This is a genomic window from Kineococcus mangrovi (assembly GCF_041320705.1).
GTDB lineage: Bacteria > Actinomycetota > Actinomycetes > Actinomycetales > Kineococcaceae > Kineococcus > Kineococcus mangrovi.
In genome coordinates, this window is sequence record NZ_JBGGTQ010000008.1 from 125081 (window position 1) to 143272 (window position 18192).

Sequence of the window (18192 nt, forward strand, 5' to 3'; positions counted from 1 at the left end):
CTCACTCACCGTCGGCGAGCACGAACGGCGACACCGAGTCCGCCCCGGCCCGCCGGAGCTGGCGCGCGGCGACCGTGAGCGTCCAGCCGCTGCGGGCCCGGTCGTCGACGAGCAGGAGGTTCCGGCCGCGGACGAGGTCCGGGTCGGGCAGCTCGAACCGGCGCACGACCTGGGCGAGCCGGTGCGCGGAGTTCACGTCCGTGCGCGTGGGGGAGTCCTCCAGCAGCCGGAACGTCGTGACGAGCGGCAGACCCGTGTACCGCGCCAGCCCCTCCGCGAGGTGGGACACGAGCTGCGGGCGCGAGGCCGAGCACATCGCCACGATCCCGTCCAGACCCGACCCGCGGGCCCAGTCGTCGAGCACCGCGGCCGCGGCGTGCCGCAGGGGGACCGGGGTCTGCTGGTCGGGCGACCCGGGGGCGAAGAGCGCGCGCACCGCGCCGCCCCAGCCGAGGTCGGTCGTCCGGGCCACGGCGCGGCCGGTGCGCGGTTGCTCGGCCGGGGCGATCCGTCCCGACAGCGCGACGTCGAGCCCCTTCATGCCCGTCGGCCACACCTTCTTGGGTTCCAGCGGGACCCCGGGGCGGTCGAGGTCGGCGCCGGCCCGCGCCACGGCGGCCTCGTCCACGTCGACCGGCACGGCGAAACCGCCGCAGTTGTCGCAGCGTCCGCAGGGCGCCGCGTCGGGGTCGTCGAGGGCCCGGCGCAGGAACTCCAGCCGGCACCCGTCGGTCGTGACGTAGTCGACCATCGCCTGCTGCTCGACCTCGCGGGTCGCGCCCACCCGCGCGTACCGCTCGGCGTCGTAGACCCACTCCTGCCCGGTGGCCTGCCAGCCGCCGCGGACCCGGCGCACCGCGCCGTCGACGTCGAGGACCTTCAGCATCAGCTCCAGACGGTTGCGCCGCAACGCCACCCGGGTCTCCAGGGCCTGCGTCGACAGGGGTTCCCCGGCGTCGGCCAGGACGCTCAGCGCGAGCCGCACGTCGTCCTCGGCGGGGAACCCGATCGAGGCGAAGTACCGCCAGACGTCCCGGTCCTCGGCGCCGGGCAGCAGGACGACCTCGGCGTTCTCGATGCCGCGCCCGGCGCGCCCGACCTGCTGGTAGTAGGCGATCGGGGAACCGGGTGCTCCCAGGTGCACGACGAACCCCAGGTCGGGCTTGTCGAACCCCATGCCCAGCGCGCTCGTCGCCACGAGCACCTTCACGCGGTCGTGGACGAGGTCGTCCTCGGCCTGCAACCGCTCGGCCGCCTCCGTCTGACCGGTGTAGGGGACGGCCTCGATCCCGTGGGACCGCAGGTGCTGGGCCACGTCGGCCGCCGCGGACACCGTCAGCACGTAGACGATCCCCGACCCGGGAAGCTCCGGCAGGTGCTGCACCAGCCACGCGAGCCGGTGGGCGTGCGAGGGCACCCGGACCACGGCCAGCCGCAGCGACTCCCGGTCCAGGGAACCGCGCAGGACGAGCACGTCCTCGAGGGTGCGCGTGCCCGTCACCGACAGCTGCTCGGCCACGTCGGCCGTCACGCGCTCGTTCGCCGTCGCCGTCGTGGCCAGGACGGGGATGCCGTCGGGCAGGTCGGCCAGCAGGGTGCGGATGCGGCGGTAGTCGGGGCGGAAGTCGTGGCCCCAGTCCGAGACGCAGTGCGCCTCGTCGACGACGAGCAACCCCGTCGTCGCGGCCAGCGGGGGCAGCACCTCGTCGCGGAAACCCGGGTTGTTGAGCCGCTCGGGGGAGACGAGGAGGACGTCGACCGCGCCGGCCCGCACCTCCTCGTAGACCCGCCCCCAGTCGTCGCCGTTCGTCGAGTTCACCGTCACCGCCCGCACACCCGCCCGCTCGGCGGCGGCGATCTGGTTGCGCATCAACGCCAGCAGCGGGGAGACGATGACCGTCGGCCCGGACCCCCGCGCCCGCAGGAGCGCCGTCGCGACGAAGTACACCGCCGACTTGCCCCACCCCGTCCGCTGGACGACCAGGGCCCGGCGCCGGTCCGCCACGAGCGCCTCGATCGCCGTCCACTGGTCCTCGCGCAGGGCGGCGGAGGGGTCCCCGACGAGGCGGCGCAGGACCTCCTCGGCCTCGGCGCGCAGGTCGGCGCGGGCGTCGAGGCCGGTGTCGAGGCCGGTGTCGGGGCCGGGAGCGGTGACGGGTGCGTCGGCGGGCATGCCCCGGATGCTGCCACCGTCCTCCGACACGGGGCGGCGGCGGACCGGGGGGCTGTGGACGACACGGCCACCCGCCGCCCGAGGGCGGGCACCGCCCGCCGACGCCGCCGTCCCACCGGGTCGCCCCGGCGGGCAGGTGCTTGACTGCGTCGGTGCGCTACGTCGTCATCGGAGCAGGAGCCATCGGCGGGACCCTCGGGGGCCGCCTGGGCCAGCACGGTCACGAGGTCGTCCTCGTCGCCCGTGGGGCGCACGCCGACCGCCTGCGCGCCAAGGGGTTGCGACTCCTGACGCCGACCGGTCCCGTCGAGCTGCACGCCCCCGTCGCCAACTCCCCGGCCGACGTCGAGCTCACCGCCGACGACGTGCTGGTCCTGGCCGTGAAGGTGCAGGACGCGGCGGGCCCGCTCGCCGACTGGGCCGCCGCCCCCGTCGGCGGCTCCACGGCCGGGCAGACGCTGCCGGTGGTCTGCGCGCAGAACGGCGTCGAGGGCGAACGGCTGGCGCTGCGCTGGTTCCGGCGGGTCGTCGGGGCCTGCGTGTTCCTGCCGGCCAGCCACCTCGAACCCGGTGTGGTGATCTCCGAGGGCGCGCCCGTCTCCGGCGGCCTCGTCCTGGGGCGGTACCCGCACGGGCGCGACGAGGTCGTCGAGCGCATCGCGGCCGACCTCGCCGCGTCCGGCTTCGCGACGGCCGTCAGCGACGACGTCATGGCCGCCAAGCGCGGCAAGCTGCTCGACAACAGCGGCAACGCGCTCGACGCGGTCTGCCGCCCGGGGCCGGGCTGGGAGGACCTGCGGGAGCGGGCCCGCGCCGAGGGCGAGGCCGCCCTGGCCGCCGCCGGGACCCCGGCGCTGGGCCGGGAGCAGGCCCTCCCGCAGCTGGCCGAGATCGGCTTCCGGACCGCGCAGGTCGCCGGGACCGAACGGCTGGGCTCCTCGAGCTGGCAGAGCCTGCACCGCGGCGGGTCCATCGAGACCGACTGGCTCAACGGCGAGATCGTCCACCTCGGCCGGCAGCACGGGGTGCCGACCCCGGTCAACGAAGCCCTGCAGCTGCTGGCGGCGACGTCGGTGCGCGAGGAGCTCGGTCCCCGCGCCTTCGAGGTCGCCGACGTCCTGGCCCGCTGCGGGGCCCGCACCGGGGGGCCCGCGGCGGTCGGCGCGGAACGGGCCTGAGAAGCTGACCGGCATGCGCGTGGACCACGTCGGCTTCGCCGCCGGGCCCCAGGGCTTGTCCGAGACCGCCCGGTCCCTGGCGGCACGGCTCGGCGTGCGCGTCGTCGACGGTGGGCCCCACCCCCGCTTCGGCACCCGCAACGTCGTCCTGCCGTTGTCCGAGGGCACCTACGTCGAGGTCGTCGAGGTGCTCGACCACCCCGTCGCCGACAAGGCGCTCTTCGGCCGGGCCGTCCGCGAGCGCACCGAGGCCGGCGGTGGCTGGTTCGCCTGGAGCGTCCTCGTCGACGACCTCGAGAGCTACCGCGACCGCCTCGGCGAGGAGATCGAGGAGGGCGTCCGCCGCCGTCCCGACGGGGTCGAGCTGCGCTGGCGGCAGATCGGCGCCCCCGCGCTCAACACCGAACCGCAGCTGCCGCTGCTCATCGAGTGGGACGGCCCGCAGACCCAGCACCCGTCGGCGCTGTCGCTGGCCGGCGGCACCCGGCTGACCGGTCTGACGATCGCCGGCCAGCGCTCGCGCGTCCGCAACTGGCTGGGACTGCCGCCGGAGTTCAGCACCGACCGCGTCGAGTTCACCTGGCTCGACGTCGTCGGCAGTCCCCGCGCCACGGGCCTGCGCTCGGTGACGTTCGAGACCACCCGCGGTACCGTCGAGATCTGAGCGACCACCCGGTGGACTGGCCCGACTGGCTCCCTTCGCTGACGGCGTCGGCCGTCGCCCTGCTCGTCGTCGACCTCGTCGTGCGCGTCACGGCCGTCGCCGTCGTCCCCGTCAACCGCCGCCCCAGTTCCGCCCTGGCCTGGTTGCTGACGATCTTCTTCGTCCCCTACCTCGGTGTCGCCGCGTTCCTGCTCATCGGCAACCCCAAGCTGCCGCGGGCCCGTCGGCGCAAGCAGCGCGAGATCAACCGGCTGATCCTGGACTCCACCAAGGGCATGGACCTCGTCTCCACCGAACACCCCTGGCCGCCGTGGCTGTCCGGGATCGTGGAGCTGAACCGCAACCTCGGGTCGATGCCGCTCGTCGGGGGGAACTCCGCGGTGCTGTGCGGGGAGTACGACGAGGCGATCCGGGCGATGGCGCGCAGCATCGACGCTGCCCGCGAGTACGTCCACGTCGAGTTCTACATCATGACCAAGGACGCCACGAGCGAACCGTTCTTCACCGCTCTGCAGCGCGCGGTCGAGCGTGGCGTGAAGGTCCGTCTGCTGCTGGACCACGTGGGGTCCCTGCGCTACCCGGGGTACCGCCGCACGATCCGCTTCCTCGACAGGATCGGCGTCGAGTGGCACCCGATGCTGCCCGTCCAGCTGCACAAGCTGAAGTACCAGCGCCCGGACCTGCGCAACCACCGCAAGCTGCTCGTCGTCGACGGCGAGACCGCGTGGCTGGGTTCGCAGAACGTGCTGGACCGCAGCTACAACAAGCGCGCCAACGTCAAGCGCGGTCTGCAGTGGCAGGACCTCATGGTCCACCTCGAGGGGCCGGTCGTGTCCGGGGTCGAGGCCATGTTCATCACCGACTGGTACTCCGAGACCGACGAACTGCTGCAGGCCGAACGGCCGGAGGTGTCCCCGGTGGGGTCGCCGGGCCGGCTGGAGTGCCAGGTCGTGCCGAGCGGCCCGGGGTTCGACGGGGAGAACAACCTCAAGCTGTTCAACGCGCTGCTCTACTCGGCCCAGCGCCGCATCTCCATCACGAGCCCGTACTTCGTGCCGGACGAGTCGATGCTGTCGGCGATCACGACGGCCGCCGAACGGGGGGTGGACGTCGAGCTGTTCGTCTCCGAGTACGGCGACCAGTTCTTCGTGCACTACGCCGAGTGCTCCTACTACGAGAACCTGCTGCGCTCCGGGGTGCGGATCTTCCGCTACCCCGCGCCGTACGTGCTGCACGCCAAGCACATGACCATCGACGAGGAGGTCGGCGTCATCGGTTCCTCGAACATGGACATGCGCTCGTTCATGCTCGACCTCGAACTCACCCTCATGGTGTGCGGGCGGGAGTTCTCCGAGGCGCTGCGCCGCGTCGAGGACGGTTACCGGGCCAAGTGCACCGAGCTGACGCTGGAGCAGTGGCTGGCGCGGTCGCGGATGCAGGTCATCAAGGAGAACGTCGCGCGGCTCACGTCCGCGCTGCAGTGAGCCCCCGGGCCCGCCGGACCCCCAGCGCCGCCAGTTCCAGGTCCGCCAGCGACCCCACGACCGTCGCCTCGCCCCGCAGCCAGGCCGTCGCGGGGTCGGGGTCGAGGCCCAGCAGGACCTCGCCCGGGCTGCGCTGCAACGCCCGCAGCGCCAGCACCCGTTCCCCGGCCGCGGTGCCGGCGAGCCGGTGCGCGTCCCGGACCCGCGCGGCCCATCGCAGGCGTTGCACGGCCCGCACGCCCACGACGAGCGCGATCGGCAGCAGCGCCGTCAGCAGACCGAGGACGACGGCCAGGTGGAGCACGGCGTCGCGCTGCTCACCGGCGGCCCGGGCCAGGGAGGCGGCGCTGTCGGCCGACCGGCCCAGCAGGTCCGCCACGTCGTCGCCGACCAGGGGCGCGCGCCCCAGCGAACCGCCCGTCGACCGCAACCCGTCGGCCAGCGCCGTCGACCCGTCCGCGAACCGGCGTGCCGGTTCGGCCACGCCCGCGACGGCCGCGTGCACCGCGCGGCCGGCCGCCACCGAGGCGACGACGACGAGCAGGCAGCCGGCGTCGGCGACCACCTGCCGGGTCCGGCGGGCGGGGAGGTCGGCGTAGAGGGGCACTGCTCCAGTCTGGTTCAGCCGGGCCGGTTCAGCCGAGCCGGGCGTCCACCCAGCACCACCGCCACGCCTCACCGGGTTCGGCGCTGACCACCGTCGGGTGCGCGGTGGCGGTGAAGTGGGCCCGGGAGTGCTGGAGCTCGGAGGAGTCGCAGCACCCGGTGTGGCCGCAGTGCAGGCAGGTCCGCAGGTGGACCCACGCCGTGCCCGCGGCGACGCACTCGTGGCACTCCAGCGGTGGCTCGCCCCAGCGGGCGGTCGCCTCCTCGCGGCCGACGGAGACCCGCAGGTGGTCGCAACCGTCCCCGCCCGAGCGCGGGGCCAGCGCGCGGTCGGGGGCCAGCGGCTCCAGCTCCTCGAGGCGGTCCAGCAGCGACTCCTCGACGTCGACGTCGGCCAGGGCGCGCCGCAGGACCTCCGGGCTCGCGGCGCCGCGGTCGCGGGCCTCGACGACGACCGCGCGTTCGGCGGCGAGCATCTCCAGCCGCAGCCTGGAGTACAGGACCGAGGGGGTCGTGACGTCCGTCAGGGGCCGGCCCAGCCGCTCCCACGCCGCGTGCGAGCGGGCCCGGGAACGGCCGCGCAGCTGCCTGACCACGTGCTCGGGTTCGTCGCCGGTCAGGAGGTCGTCGAGGCGCCGCAGCCCCGCGCCGGCCGCGGCGTCCCCGAGGGCGGCGGCCGCCAGTGCGTCCTGGGCGGGGTCGGGACCGGGGATCGCGAGCCGCCGGACGACCGTCGGCAGGGTCAGCCCCTGCACGAGCAGCGTGCCGACCACCGTGGCGAACGCCGCCAGCAGCAGGACGTCGCGGCCGGGCACGTCCCCCGGGATGAGCTGCGCGGCGGCGAGGGTCACGACCCCGCGCATCCCCGCCCAGGACAGCAGCAGGGACACCCCCGGTGACCAGGCGCGCGGACGCAGCCGCGGCACGGCGTGGAAGAACCCCGACGCGGCGAACACGAACGCGAACCGCGCCGCGATCGTCGCGGCCAGGACGCCGAGGCAGACGGCGAGGACGCGGGCGCCGGAGTACCCGCTGTCACCGGCCCCGGCCAGCAGCAGGGGGAACTGCAGCCCGATGAGCAGGAACACCGCGTTCTCCAGCAGGAACGCGACCGTCCGCCAGTTCAGCGTCTCGGCCACGCGGGAGGCCGCCGTCTGCACGCGCGGGGAGACGTGCGCCATCGCCAGGCCCGTGACGACCACGGCCAGCACCCCGGACACGCCGGCGGCCTCGGCGGGCAGGAACGCCAGGTACGGGGCGAGGAAGGAGACCGTGGTGTCCAGGACGGGGTTCTGGATGCGGCGCCGGGCGACGGCGAGCACGACCGCGACGACCCCGCCGACGGCGACCGCCCCCACGACGGTGAGGACGAACTGGCCGCCGATGCGCCACGGCGACAGCTCCGTCGTCAGCGCCGCCGTCGCCGTGGCGAGGGCGATGAGGGCGGAGGCGTCGTTGAGCAGGCTCTCCTCCTCCAGCATCGTCGCGACCCGGCGGGGCAGGCCGAGGCGCCGCCCGATCGCCGTGGCCGCCACCGCGTCCGGCGGGGCGACGACCGCACCCAGCGCCATGCACGCCGCCAGCGCCACCCCCGGCAGCAGCCACGACGTCGTCCAGCCCACGACGAGCGTCGTGAACACCACGAGGACGACCGACAGCAGGACCGTCGGGGTCTTGTTGCGGCGGAAGTCGACGAGCGACGTGGACGCCGTGGCGGCGTAGAGCAGGGGCGGGAGCAGGCCGTTGAGGACGAGCTCGGGGCCGAGGGTGAAGGTCGGGACCCCCGGGACGAGGGCGGCGAGCGCCCCGACGACGACGAGGACCAGCGGGGTCGGCCACCCGAACCGGTCGCACGCCGCCGCCACCGCGCACACCCCGACCGTCAGCGCCACGAGCGCGAACGCGATCTCCACGGCGCGGAGACTACGGCGCGCCCCTGCGCGGCGGGGCCGGTCCCACGGTGGCGACGACGTGGGACCGGCCCCGGGGTCCCGTCAGAACGGGTAGGACCCCGGCCGGCGGCGCACCGTGATCCACCGCGTCTCGGTGAACGCCTCGACGTTCGCCTCCACCCCGCCGTGCCGCGACCCCGTGCCCGAGGACCCGACGCCGCCGAAGGGGGCGTTCGCCTCGTCGTTCACCGTCTGGTCGTTGATGTGCACGATGCCGGTCGGGATGCGCTGCGCGAGTTCGTACCCGGCCATCGCGTCGGCCGTCACGATCCCCAGGGACAGGCCGTACTCGGAGTCGGTGGCCAGGGCCACGGCCTCGTCGTCGTCGCGGAAGGGAACGACGGAGGCGACCGGGCCGAACACCTCGTCGCAGTACGCGGCGGCGTCGCGCGGCGGGTTCGCCAGCACCGTCGGCCGGTAGAACAGGCCCTCGTAGGTGCCCCCGGCGCGCAGGTCGGCGCCCTTCGCGACGGCGTCGGTGACGAGGCCGTGGACGCGGTCGCGCTGCGTCTCGTCGATGAGCGGGCCGAGGTGGACCTGACCGGCCGCGGGGTCGCCCACGTGCATCGACTCCGCCTTCGCCGCGAGCTCGTCGACGTAGGACTCGTAGAGCGACTCGTGCACGAGGTGGCGGCCCACGGTCATGCAGATCTGCCCCTGGTGCAGGAACGCGCCCCACGTCGCGAGGTTCACGGCCTCGTCGACGTCGGCGTCGTGCCGGACGAGGAAGGCGGAGTTCCCGCCGAGCTCGAGGTGGGCGCGCTTGAGGTGCTTGCCGGCGAGCTCGCCGACGCTGCGCCCGGCGCGGGTGGAACCGGTGAAGGCGATGACGCGCACGCGCGGGTCCGTGACGAGGGCCTGCCCGACGTCGCCGCCACCGGGGAGGAGCTGCAGCACCCCCGGCGGCAGCCCCGCCTCCTCGAAGATCCGGACCATCGTCACGCCGCCGGTGACGACCGTGCGGGGGTCGGGCTTGAGCAGGACGGCGTTGCCGAGGGCCAGCGCCGGTGCGACGGCGCGGATGCCGAGGATGAGCGGCACGTTGAAGGGGGAGATGACGCCGACGACGCCGACCGGGACGCGCTGGGCCAGCGACAGCCGCGGTTCCTCGCTGGTCAGCACCGACCCCGACGTCGCCGACGGCAGCGCCGACGCCTCGTAGCACTCGGCGGCGGTCACGTGCAGGGCGAACCCGGCCAGCGGCGGGACGGCGCCGACCTCGCGCACGTTCCAGCCGGAGATCTCCTCGGCGTGCTCCTCCCACAACTGCCCGGCGCGGCGCAGGACGGCGGCGCGGGCGGGGTGGGGCAGGGCGGCCCACGCGCGCTGGGCCTTGGCGGCGCCCTCCGCGGCGCGGGCGACGTCGTCCGCGTCGGCCATCCCGACCTCGACGAGGGTCTTGCCCGTGGCGGGTTCGAGGCTGGGGGTGGTGCCGCCGCCGCCGGGCACCCAGGCGCCGTCGACGTGGATGCGGCCGGCGAAGTCCTGCGGGTCCAGAAGTGTCACGAGTCCTCCTCGACAGGTGTGGACCCCCATCGTGCCGGACGCGTCAGGGCCGCAGGACGGTGATCCCCGCCGTCGTCGCGGCGCCCACCTCGGCCAGGGCGCGGGGCCCGGCCTCCAGCGGCAGTTCGCGGGTCACGAGCTGCGCCAGCGGGAAGCGCCCCGAGGTCACGAGCGCCAGCAGGCGCGGGTAGTCGTGGGCCGCCATGCCGTGGCTGCCGAGCACCTGCAGCTCCCCGGCGATGACGAGGTCCATCGGCACCGCCGGTCTGCCCGCGGCCGCGGGCAGCAGGCCGACCTGCACGTGCCGCCCGCGCCGGCGCAACGAGCGGACGGACCCCTCGCACGTCGCCGGCAGCCCGACGGCGTCGAGGGAGACGTGCGCTCCGCCGCCGGTGAGGTCGCGGACCGCCTCGACGGCCCCGTCGGCGGCGACGGCGTGCTCGGCCCCGAACGTCAGGGCCAGGTCGCGGGCGGCCGGGGAGGGGTCGACGGCGACGACGCGCGCCCCGGCCGCCGCGGCGACGGCGACCGCGGACAGGCCCACCCCGCCCGCGCCGTGGACGGCGACGAACTCCCCGGCGCGCACGGCCCCCACGTCGGTGACGGCCCGGAAGGCCGTCGCCACCCGGCAGCCCAGCGCGGCCGCGGAGGAGGCGGGGAAACCCTCGGGCAGCGCCACGAGGTTCACGTCGGCGTGGTCGAGCGCGACGAGGTCGGCGAAGGAACCCCAGCCGGTGAACCCCGGCTGGGTCTGCGACCGGCACACCTGCTGGGCGCCGGCGGCGCACTCCGGGCACGTCCCGCAGGCCGTGACGAACGGCGTCGTGACGCGGTCCCCGACGTGCCAGTCCCGCACGTCGGCACCGACCGCGGCGACCGTCCCGGCCAGTTCGTGCCCCGGCACGTGCGGCAGGACGACGTCGTCGTCGTGCCCCTGCCAGGCGTGCCAGTCGCTGCGGCACACGCCCGTGGCCTCGACGGCCACGACGACCCCGTGCGGGGCCGGGGCCGGGTCCTCGACGTCGGCCAGGCGCGCCGGGGCGCCGAACCCGGTGACCAGGACGGCGCGCACGTCAGCCCTCGTCGAGGACGGAGACCAGCGCGGAGGCGTCCCCGGTGTAGTCGGCCGGCGTCAGCAGCGACAGCCGCGCCGCCTCGCCCTCGGGCAACCCGAGACCGGCGACGAACTCCTGCAGCTTCGCCTGGTCGACCTTGCGGCCGCGGGTGAGTTCCTTGAGGCGCTCGTAGGGCTTGGGCAGCCCGTGCACGCGCATGACCGACTGCACGGCCTCGCCGAGGACCTCCCAGTTGTGGTCCAGGTCGGCGGCCAGGGCCGCGGGGACGGCGTCCAGACCGGCCAGCCCGCGCCGGGCGTTCTCGATCGCCAGCAGCGAGTGCCCGAACGCGACACCGATGTTGCGCTGCATCGAGGAGTCGGTGAGGTCGCGCTGCATCCGCGACGTCGTCAGCGTCTCCTCCAGCACCCGGAACAACCCGCCGGAGACCTCGAGGTTGGCCTCGGCGTTCTCGAACCGGATGGGGTTCACCTTGTGCGGCATGGTGGACGAGCCGACGGTGCCCTGGCCGCGGACCTGGGCGAAGAACCCGTAGGAGATGTACGTCCACACGTCGGTGCAGAGGTTGTGCAGCACCCGGCCGAAGCGGGAGACGTCGGCGTACAGCTCGGCCTGCCAGTCGTGCGACTCGATCTGCGTCGTGAGCGGGTTCCAGGTGAGACCGAGCCCGGTGACGAACTCGCGCGAGACGGCCGGCCAGTCCGTCGAGGGGACGGCGGCGCGGTGCGCGGCGTAGGTGCCCGTCGCGCCGTTGAACTTGCCGAGGAACTCCGACTCCCCGACGCGACCCAGCTGGCGGCGCAGCCGGTGGGCGAGCACGGCGAGTTCCTTGCCGAGCGTCGTCGGCGTCGCGGGCTGGCCGTGGGTGCGCGACAGCATCGGCACGTCGCGCAGGTCGTGGGCCATCCGCACCACGTCGTCGACGAGGTCCGTCGCGGCCGGCAGCCAGACCTGCTGCACGGCGTCGCGCACCATGAGGGCGTAGGACAGGTTGTTGATGTCCTCGCTGGTGCAGAACAGGTGGGTGAGTTCGGCGACGTCGGCCAGCGACGTGCCCTCCAGGCGGCGCTTGATCCAGTACTCGACGGCCTTGACGTCGTGGACGGTGACGCGCTCGATCTCACCGAGTTCAGCGACGGCCGCCGCGTCGAAGCGCAGGGGGAGTTCGCGCAGGAACGCGGTCTCCTCGTCCGTGAGCCGGCGGACGCCGGGGACGACGTCGTGGGTGCCGAGGAACACGAGCCACTCGACCTCGACGTGGACGCGCCGTCGGTTCAGCGCGGCCTCGGACAGGTGCGCGGCCAGCGGCGCGACGGAGCGGCGGTAGCGCCCGTCCAGGGGGCCCAGCGCGGGCTCGCCCAGGTCGGCGGCGGTGAGGGTGGTGGCGGCGTCCGGCTCGTTCGTCACGGGCCACATGGTCCCACGCCGCCACCACCGCTCCCGCGGCTGCGGTGCGTACCCGGCCGGGTCAGGTCTTGTCGACCGAGGACTCCTTGTGCGCGGCCTCCTTGCCGGACTTCTCGCTCTCCACGATGACCTGCGGGTCGTCCTCGGACGCCTTGCGCTTCTGGCCGTACAGCTCGAAGTCGTCGGTCTTCTTGTCCGTGACCTTCCCCTCGGTCGTCCCCTGGGGGGTGTTCCACTCGACGTGATCGCCCTTCTTCACCATGGGGTCAGCGTCGGGGCACTCCCGGTACCCCGCACGTCAGGGCAGCGGGTGCCGGCGCAGCACGGGCTCTCCCGCGCGGGCGGGGTCCAGCGGGACGGGCGAGCGCAGCACCCCGGCGCCGAGGGCGAGGTGGCCGTCCGTCGTCGGGGTGCAGCGCAGGCCGCCGCGCCCGCGCAGCGCCCGGTGGGCCCCGGGGGCGGCGACGCGGTCCATCCAGGCGCACGGGTTCGCCGGCCGGCCGCCGTGGAACGTCACCGACCCGGCCGCCGTCACCACCTCGAAGTCGTGGCCCCGCAACGGGTCCAGCTCGACCCCGCGGACGACGACGTTGCGCCGCGCCAGCAGCGGGTCGGGGACGGCGTCCAGCTCCAGGTCGCGGGCGACGGCCTCCCACGCCTCCAGGGCGAAGAACGTGACCGCCGCGTCCATGTGCGCGGCCTTGCCGAAGAACCGGTCCCCGCGGATCCCCTTGCCGGCGACGACCTCGACGACGTCGGGGGTGTGCGTCGGGACGTCCGCCGCGCCGTCGCGGGGACGGCCGAAGTAGGCGTGCTCGGGGGAGACCAGCAGGTGCACGACCTCGACCGGGTGGTCGATCCAGTGCTCGTGGCCCGTCACAGGGCCAGGGTCTCGCGCGCGGCGCGGACCGCCTGCCCGGCGTACCCGCCGCCGAACAGGACGGTGTGCACCAGCAGCGGGTGCAACTGGTGCAGCGCCACGCGGCGACGCCACCCCGGCGGGGTCGAGGCGGCCTCGGTGTACGCGGCGAGCACGCGGTCCAGGTGCGGGAGCCCGAACAGCGCCAGCATCGCCAGGTCCGTCTCGGGGTGACCGCCGTGCGCGGCCGGGTCGATGAGCACCGCCCCCTCGCGCGACCACAGGACGTTGCCCGACCACAGGTCCCCGTGCAGCCGGGCCGGTGCGGACGGTTCCCCGGGCAGGTCCCCGGCGCCCAGGCGCTCGCAGACCGCCTCCAGGACCCCGGCGTCGGCCGTGGACAGGTCACCGGCGTCCCGCGCGGCGCGCAGGTAGGGGCGCAACCGCTGCTCGGCGTAGAAGGAGCCCCACGACGCCGGTTCCGCCGTCGTCATCGGCAGCGGCAGCGCCGCGATCCAGCCGTCCCCGTCCAGGCCCGGGGGCGGCGCGCCGAACCGTTCCGCCCCGGCCGCGTGGGTGCGCGCCAGGGACCGGCCGAACTCCTCGGCCGCCCCGGGGGTGGGGCGCACCTCCTCGACGCGCTCCAGGACCAACCCGTCGTCGCGGACGGCCAGGACGGGGCAGACGGGGACCGCGTCCGCGGCGGCCAGCCACCGCAGGCCCGCGGCCTCCGCGTCCCGCGGCCCGGGCCGGTCGTGGCGCTTGAGGAACGTCCCGGGCACCTGGTTCACCCCGCCATCTTCGCGCTGGGGACGCGGGACCGCAGCGGACGCCCCGGTCCCCACAGGGCGCGGTGCCGGCGGTCCGTCCACACCAGGGCCCGCCGCCGCCGCGGGCACCGACGCGCCCGACCTACGGTCGCCCCGGCGTCGACCACGGCGCCTCCCCCCACGGCAGGAGCTGAGCATGGATCCCGGTCAGGCCCACGTCGACACCCTGGCCCGCCGCCTCGCCGTGGAGGCCGACGACGTCCGCGCCGTCCGGCGCCACCTGCTCACCTCCGCGGACGTGGGGTGGACGGGCGCGGCCGCCACCCGCTTCCGCGCCGAGCTCGGCCTCGCCGGCGAGCGGGTCGACCGGCTGGCCCGGGCCGTCGAGGACGCGGCGGGCAGCCTCCGGGCGCACTCCGCTGCGATGGCGGGGGGTCCGGCGTGAGCGGCGGGATCACCGTCGACGCGGGGCTGGCCGTGGACCCCGACCAGCTCGACGCGGTGGCGGCGCAGCTCGCGGGGACGGCGGCCACGGTGGCCGGGGTCGGTGCCGTCGCCGTGCAGACGGCCGCCGACCCCGTGTTCGCGATGTCCGTCCCCCTCGCGCCGGTGACGGCCGCCCGGGCGGCCGGTGACCTCGCCCGGGTCGTCGTGGGGGGCGCCTCGGCCCCCGCCGTCGCCGCCCGGGTCCTGGACCTGGCCACCCGCCTGGAGGTGGTCTCGCTGCGCTACCGCGTCGGGGACGGGACCGCCGCGGCCGTCGTGGCGCTGGCCCGTCGGGCGGTGGCCGGCGCCGTCGTCGAGGCGGCCCCCGAACTGGCCGGTGCGGCCGGGACGCTCGTGGCCGCCGACGTCCTGTTCCGGGTGCGCGAGGCCGGGTACCGCGTCCTCGTCGCGGCCGTCGCCCAGGCCGTCGAGGGCGACGTCGACCTCGACGCGCTCGGCGCCACGGCGGCCGCCGAAGCGGGGGAGGTCGACGACCGGGTGCTCGCCGACCTGCGGGGCGCGGGGACGCTGCTCGCCGCGCACCCGGGGGTCGTCCGCGAGCTGGCCGCGTCGACGCCGTACCTGGCCGCGGCCGCCGGGGTGCCCGGGGTCGAGGACGTGGGGGACGTCGCCGCCCTCCTCACCTCCGCGGGCGCGGTGACGCCGCTGTTCCGCGAGACCCCCGTGCGGGTCACCCCGCAGACCGTCCCCCGAGCCGTCCCGTCCCGTCCCCCGCGCGGGCTCGCCGAGGTCCTGGACGGGGTGGCCCACCAGTCCACCGGGTACGAGGCCGCGCACGGGTCGGTGGGCGGTCGCCTGGCGAGCGCCGGGAAGCCGGATCCCGGCGGCCTCCGGCTGGAACGCGTCACCCACGCCGACGGGAGCGTCGCGTGGATCGTGGAGGTCCCCGGCACCCAGGACTGGACCCCGCTGCCCGGCAGCACCCGCACCCCGATGGACCTGACGACGAACCTGCGCGCCGTCGCCGGCGAACCCACGGCCACGGGAGCCGCCGTCGTGGACGCCCTGCGGCAGGCGGGAGTTCGGCCCGACGAACCGGTGCTGCTCGCCGGGCACAGCCAGGGCGGGCTCACCGCGGCCGCGCTGGCCGCCGACCCGGCCGTCGTCGCGGAGTTCCACGTCACGCACGTGCTGACCGCCGGGTCCCCGACCGACGGCCTGCCCGCCGCCCCCGGGATCCGCACCGTCTCCCTGGAGCACACCGGCGACGTGGTCCCCGCCCTCGACGGCACGGACGCGGAGGGCTCGGCGGACCGGACGGTCGTGCGGCGGGACGTCTCGGACGAGGAGGAGGTTCGCGAGAACCCCGTGGCCGCCCACGGGTGGTCGCGCTACCTGCGGACGGCGGCGCTCGCCGACGCCTCCGAGGACCCCGCGCTGAGGACCTTCCGCGAGTCCGGCAGCGCGTTCTTCGACGCTCCCGGGGCGCGGGTGGACGTCTTCGACTACACCGCGGAACGGGTGCCGTGATCCGCTCGCGCCCGGAAGCCCGTGGCGCGGCTGGTGCCCGCGCGCTCGCGAGCCGCACCGGTGCCGGGCACGTCGAAGGGGCAGCTGGCCGGCGCCCGGGCCGCACGGCGCTCCCCGGCCGTCGTCACGGTCGACCGGCGCTCCAGCGCCGACGACGTCCGGCTCCCGCACACCTCCCGGGCGGCCCCGGGGACGGACGCCTCCTAGGCCGGCGGCTGCGCCGCGCCGCGGGTCTGCCGCCCGGCGCTCGCGGTCGCCCGCAGCGTCGTCCCCCACCGGCCGACGTAGGCGGCCAGCGCCGGGGTGTCGGCGCCCTGGGCCTCGGCCTCCCGGTCGATGAGGTAGAGCCCCGGCGCCGGCACGGCCGCGCCGAGTTCGACGAGCACGGGCTTGAGCAGCAAGTCGGGTGCCATCGCGTGCGCCGGGCCGGCGCCGAGCATGAGCGGCACGGCGGTGACGCCGCGCAGACCCTCACCACCGGCGAACTGGTCGAGGAACAGCTTGAGCAGGCCGGTGTAGGTGGCCTTGAAGGTCGGGGAGGCCACGACGAGCAGGTCGGCGGAGGCGACGTCGGTGACGACCTGCCGCACGGTCGGGTCGCCCCAGCCGAGCAGCCCCGGGCCCAGGGTCGTGACGTCGACGACCTGGTCCACGGGCGCCTGCGCCACCAGCTCGGCCGTCGTGACGGCAGCGGTCAGCGTCCGGGAGGCCGGTTTGGGGTTCCCGGTGACGACGACGGTCCTCATCGCGGTGACGGGCCCGCTCACCCGGCGGTCTTCGGGGTCAGGGTGCGGAAGCCGGAGGAGTGCCAGACGAGGGGTTCGGTGTCGGGGGCGGTGCCGGCGGCCTGGACCTGCAGGAGGACGACGTCGTGGTCGCCGGCGGGGAACTCCGAGTGGACGGAGGCCTCGATCCAGACGGGCGCGCCGTGGATGAAGTGGGCGCCGCTGTCCGTGGTGGTGGTCCGGATGCCGGCGAAGCGGTCGGTGGCCTTCGACGCGAGCTGGCGGGCGGCCAGGTCGTGGGCCTCACCGAGCACGGAGACCCCGATGCGGGGGGCGGCCTTGAGCTTGGGCCAGCTGGTGGAGGTGTGCTGGACGGCGAACAGGACCAGCGGGGGGTCCAGGGAGATGCCGACCTGGAAGGAGGACGCGACCAGCACGACCGGTTCGGGGCCCTGACCGCTGTCGACGACGGCGGAGAGGGCGGCGACGCCGGTGGGGAAGAGGGCGAAGGTGGTGCGCAGCGCCATCGGGTCGGCGTCGACGGCGACGAGGTCGGGCGGGGTGGGGGTCTCGGTCACGGTGGGGCCTCCTGCTGGTGGGGACGTGGCGTCCGAGTCAACCGCACGCCGTCGCCCCGCCTTCCGCGGGCGTGACGGAAGTCGCAGCCCCGGCGTCCGTACCCTGGCGCGCATGACGACTCCCAGCACCCCCCCGGCCCCGCGGCTGCGGGCCAGCATGGCCAAGGTCCCGGCGTACGTCGCGGGGAAGCCGGCCGTGGCCCGGGAGGGCCTGGAGGTCTTCAAGCTGTCCTCCAACGAGAACCCGTACCCGCCGCTGCCGAGCGTCCTCACCGCGATCACCCGCGCTGCGGCGACCGTGAACCGCTACCCCGACCCGGTGGCGACGCGGATGGTGGCGACGATCGCGGGGACGTGGGGCGTCGAGCCGGCGAACCTCGCCGCCGCGACAGGCAGCGTGCGGCTGCTGGCCCAGCTCGCCGAGATCACCTGCGCCCCCGGGGACGAGGTCGTCTACGCCTGGCGGTCCTTCGAGGCGTACCCCATCACGGTCGCCATCTCCGACGCCGTGCCCGTCGAGGTCCCCCTGACGGCCGACGCCCGGCACGACCTGCCCGCGATGCTCGCCGCGATCACCGAGCGGACGCGGCTGGTCGTCCTGTGCTCGCCCAACAACCCGACCGGTCCGGCGCTGCGCCGCGGCGAGCTGGCGGAGTTCCTGTCCCAGGTGCCCCGCGACGTCCTCGTCGTCCTCGACGAGGCCTACCGCGAGTTCGTCGACGACCCCGACGTGCCGGACGGCGTCGACGTCGCGCGCGAGCACCAGAACGTCGTCGTGCTCCGGACCTTCTCCAAGGCGTACGGCCTGGCGGGTCTGCGGGTCGGGGTCGCCGTGGCCCACCCGGAGGTCGCGGCCACGCTGCGCAAGGCGGCCACGCCCTTCGGCGTCTCGGCCATCGCCCAGGCCGCCGTCGTCGCCTCGCTGCAGACCGCCGCCGAGGCCGAGCTGATGGAGCGGGTGTCCGCCCTCGTCGCGCAGCGCCGCGTCGTCGTGGACGGGCTGCGCGCCCAGGGCTGGGACGTCCCCGACGCGCAGGGCAACTTCCTGTGGCTGCCGGTGGGCGAGGACGCCGTGCCGCTGGCGGAGGCGTTCGCGGCCGAGGGGCTCGTGGTGCGCGCGTTCGCCGGCGCCGGCATCCGCGTCACCGTGGCCGAGGAGGCGGCGAACGCGCGTCTCCTGGACGTCGCGGGGGCGTTGCTCGCCGCGCGCGCCTGACCCCGAGCAGCCGGACCGGTC

The 18192-nt window shown here is 75.6% G+C and carries 18 protein-coding genes; 7 read left to right on the top strand and 11 right to left on the bottom strand.

Going from position 1 to position 18192, the window contains the following annotated elements:
* Nucleotide 1 precedes the first annotated feature (1 nt).
* Entirely contained in the window at nt 2-2173 is a 2172-nt protein-coding gene (locus AB2L28_RS16675; RefSeq protein WP_370720110.1) for a RecQ family ATP-dependent DNA helicase, read from the bottom strand.
* Nucleotides 2174-2325: 152 nt separating this feature from the next.
* Between AB2L28_RS16675 and AB2L28_RS16680 the strand changes: the two genes are divergently transcribed.
* The 3 genes from AB2L28_RS16680 to cls are packed head-to-tail and all read left to right on the top strand — an operon-like array spanning nt 2326 to nt 5499.
* The gene (locus AB2L28_RS16680) at nt 2326-3351 is read left to right on the top strand and encodes a ketopantoate reductase family protein (protein WP_370720111.1); all 1026 of its coding nucleotides are present in this window, start codon (nt 2326-2328) and stop codon (nt 3349-3351) included.
* Nucleotides 3352-3364: 13 nt separating this feature from the next.
* Nucleotides 3365-4015 carry a VOC family protein gene (locus tag AB2L28_RS16685; RefSeq protein WP_370720112.1) on the top strand — a complete coding sequence of 217 codons (651 nt, stop codon included), beginning with the start codon at nt 3365-3367 and terminating at the stop codon, nt 4013-4015.
* 11 nt (nt 4016-4026) lie between these two features.
* Complete coding sequence (gene cls / locus AB2L28_RS16690) at nt 4027-5499, top strand: cardiolipin synthase (protein ID WP_370720113.1); 1473 nt, start codon at nt 4027-4029, stop codon at nt 5497-5499.
* Here the strand turns inward: cls and AB2L28_RS16695 are convergent.
* The 8 genes from AB2L28_RS16695 to AB2L28_RS16730 form a co-directional block, all read right to left on the bottom strand.
* Nucleotides 5480-6106, bottom strand: a complete 627-nt coding sequence (locus AB2L28_RS16695; RefSeq protein WP_370720114.1) for a hypothetical protein — start codon at nt 6104-6106, stop codon at nt 5480-5482. The two genes, cls and AB2L28_RS16695, sit on opposite strands and share 20 nt — an antisense overlap.
* Before the next feature lie 28 nt (nt 6107-6134).
* Nucleotides 6135-8018: a cation:proton antiporter domain-containing protein gene (locus tag AB2L28_RS16700; protein ID WP_370720115.1), complete on the bottom strand. Its 1884-nt coding sequence runs from the start codon at nt 8016-8018 to the stop codon at nt 6135-6137.
* A gap of 81 nt (nt 8019-8099) precedes the next feature.
* On the bottom strand, nt 8100-9563 hold the full coding sequence (locus AB2L28_RS16705; RefSeq protein ID WP_370720116.1) for an aldehyde dehydrogenase family protein: 1464 nt from the start codon (nt 9561-9563) through the stop codon (nt 8100-8102).
* A gap of 43 nt (nt 9564-9606) precedes the next feature.
* Nucleotides 9607-10635, bottom strand: coding sequence for a zinc-binding dehydrogenase (locus tag AB2L28_RS16710; RefSeq protein ID WP_370720117.1), 1029 nt, complete (start codon nt 10633-10635; stop codon nt 9607-9609).
* 1 nt (nt 10636) lies between these two features.
* Nucleotides 10637-12055 carry an adenylosuccinate lyase gene (gene purB, locus AB2L28_RS16715; RefSeq protein ID WP_370720118.1) on the bottom strand — a complete coding sequence of 473 codons (1419 nt, stop codon included), beginning with the start codon at nt 12053-12055 and terminating at the stop codon, nt 10637-10639.
* A 52-nt stretch (nt 12056-12107) separates the two neighbouring features.
* Nucleotides 12108-12308 (bottom strand): hypervirulence associated TUDOR domain-containing protein, encoded by a 201-nt coding sequence (locus AB2L28_RS16720; protein WP_370720119.1) that lies wholly within the window; start codon nt 12306-12308, stop codon nt 12108-12110.
* Between the two features lie 36 nt (nt 12309-12344).
* Nucleotides 12345-12926 (bottom strand): molybdenum cofactor biosysynthesis protein, encoded by a 582-nt coding sequence (locus tag AB2L28_RS16725; RefSeq protein ID WP_370720120.1) that lies wholly within the window; start codon nt 12924-12926, stop codon nt 12345-12347.
* On the bottom strand, nt 12923-13696 hold the full coding sequence (locus AB2L28_RS16730; RefSeq protein WP_370720121.1) for a fructosamine kinase family protein: 774 nt from the start codon (nt 13694-13696) through the stop codon (nt 12923-12925). Before AB2L28_RS16730 ends, AB2L28_RS16725 begins: the two co-directional genes overlap by 4 nt.
* Nucleotides 13697-13871: 175 nt before the next feature.
* On the opposite strand from AB2L28_RS16730, the gene AB2L28_RS16735 reads away from it, so the two are divergent.
* Genes AB2L28_RS16735 through AB2L28_RS16745 form a run of 3 tightly spaced genes read left to right on the top strand, consistent with a single transcriptional unit; the run spans nt 13872 to nt 15859 of the window.
* On the top strand, nt 13872-14120 hold the full coding sequence (locus AB2L28_RS16735; RefSeq protein ID WP_370720122.1) for a hypothetical protein: 249 nt from the start codon (nt 13872-13874) through the stop codon (nt 14118-14120).
* Entirely contained in the window at nt 14117-15652 is a 1536-nt protein-coding gene (locus AB2L28_RS16740) for a hypothetical protein (RefSeq protein ID WP_370720123.1), read from the top strand. Before AB2L28_RS16735 ends, AB2L28_RS16740 begins: the two co-directional genes overlap by 4 nt.
* A gap of 60 nt (nt 15653-15712) precedes the next feature.
* A complete protein-coding gene (locus tag AB2L28_RS16745; RefSeq protein ID WP_370720124.1) occupies nt 15713-15859 on the top strand; it encodes a hypothetical protein in 147 nt (48 codons plus the stop codon).
* Here AB2L28_RS16745 and AB2L28_RS16750 read toward each other — a convergent pair.
* Nucleotides 15856-16398, bottom strand: a complete 543-nt coding sequence (locus AB2L28_RS16750) for an NADPH-dependent FMN reductase (RefSeq protein ID WP_370720201.1) — start codon at nt 16396-16398, stop codon at nt 15856-15858. The two genes, AB2L28_RS16745 and AB2L28_RS16750, sit on opposite strands and share 4 nt — an antisense overlap.
* Nucleotides 16399-16415: 17 nt before the next feature.
* Nucleotides 16416-16904, bottom strand: coding sequence for a flavin reductase family protein (locus AB2L28_RS16755; protein WP_370720202.1), 489 nt, complete (start codon nt 16902-16904; stop codon nt 16416-16418).
* Nucleotides 16905-17067: 163 nt separating this feature from the next.
* Between AB2L28_RS16755 and hisC the strand changes: the two genes are divergently transcribed.
* Nucleotides 17068-18171 (top strand): histidinol-phosphate transaminase, encoded by a 1104-nt coding sequence (hisC, locus tag AB2L28_RS16760; RefSeq protein ID WP_370720125.1) that lies wholly within the window; start codon nt 17068-17070, stop codon nt 18169-18171.
* The last annotated feature ends 21 nt before the right edge of the window (nt 18172-18192 follow it).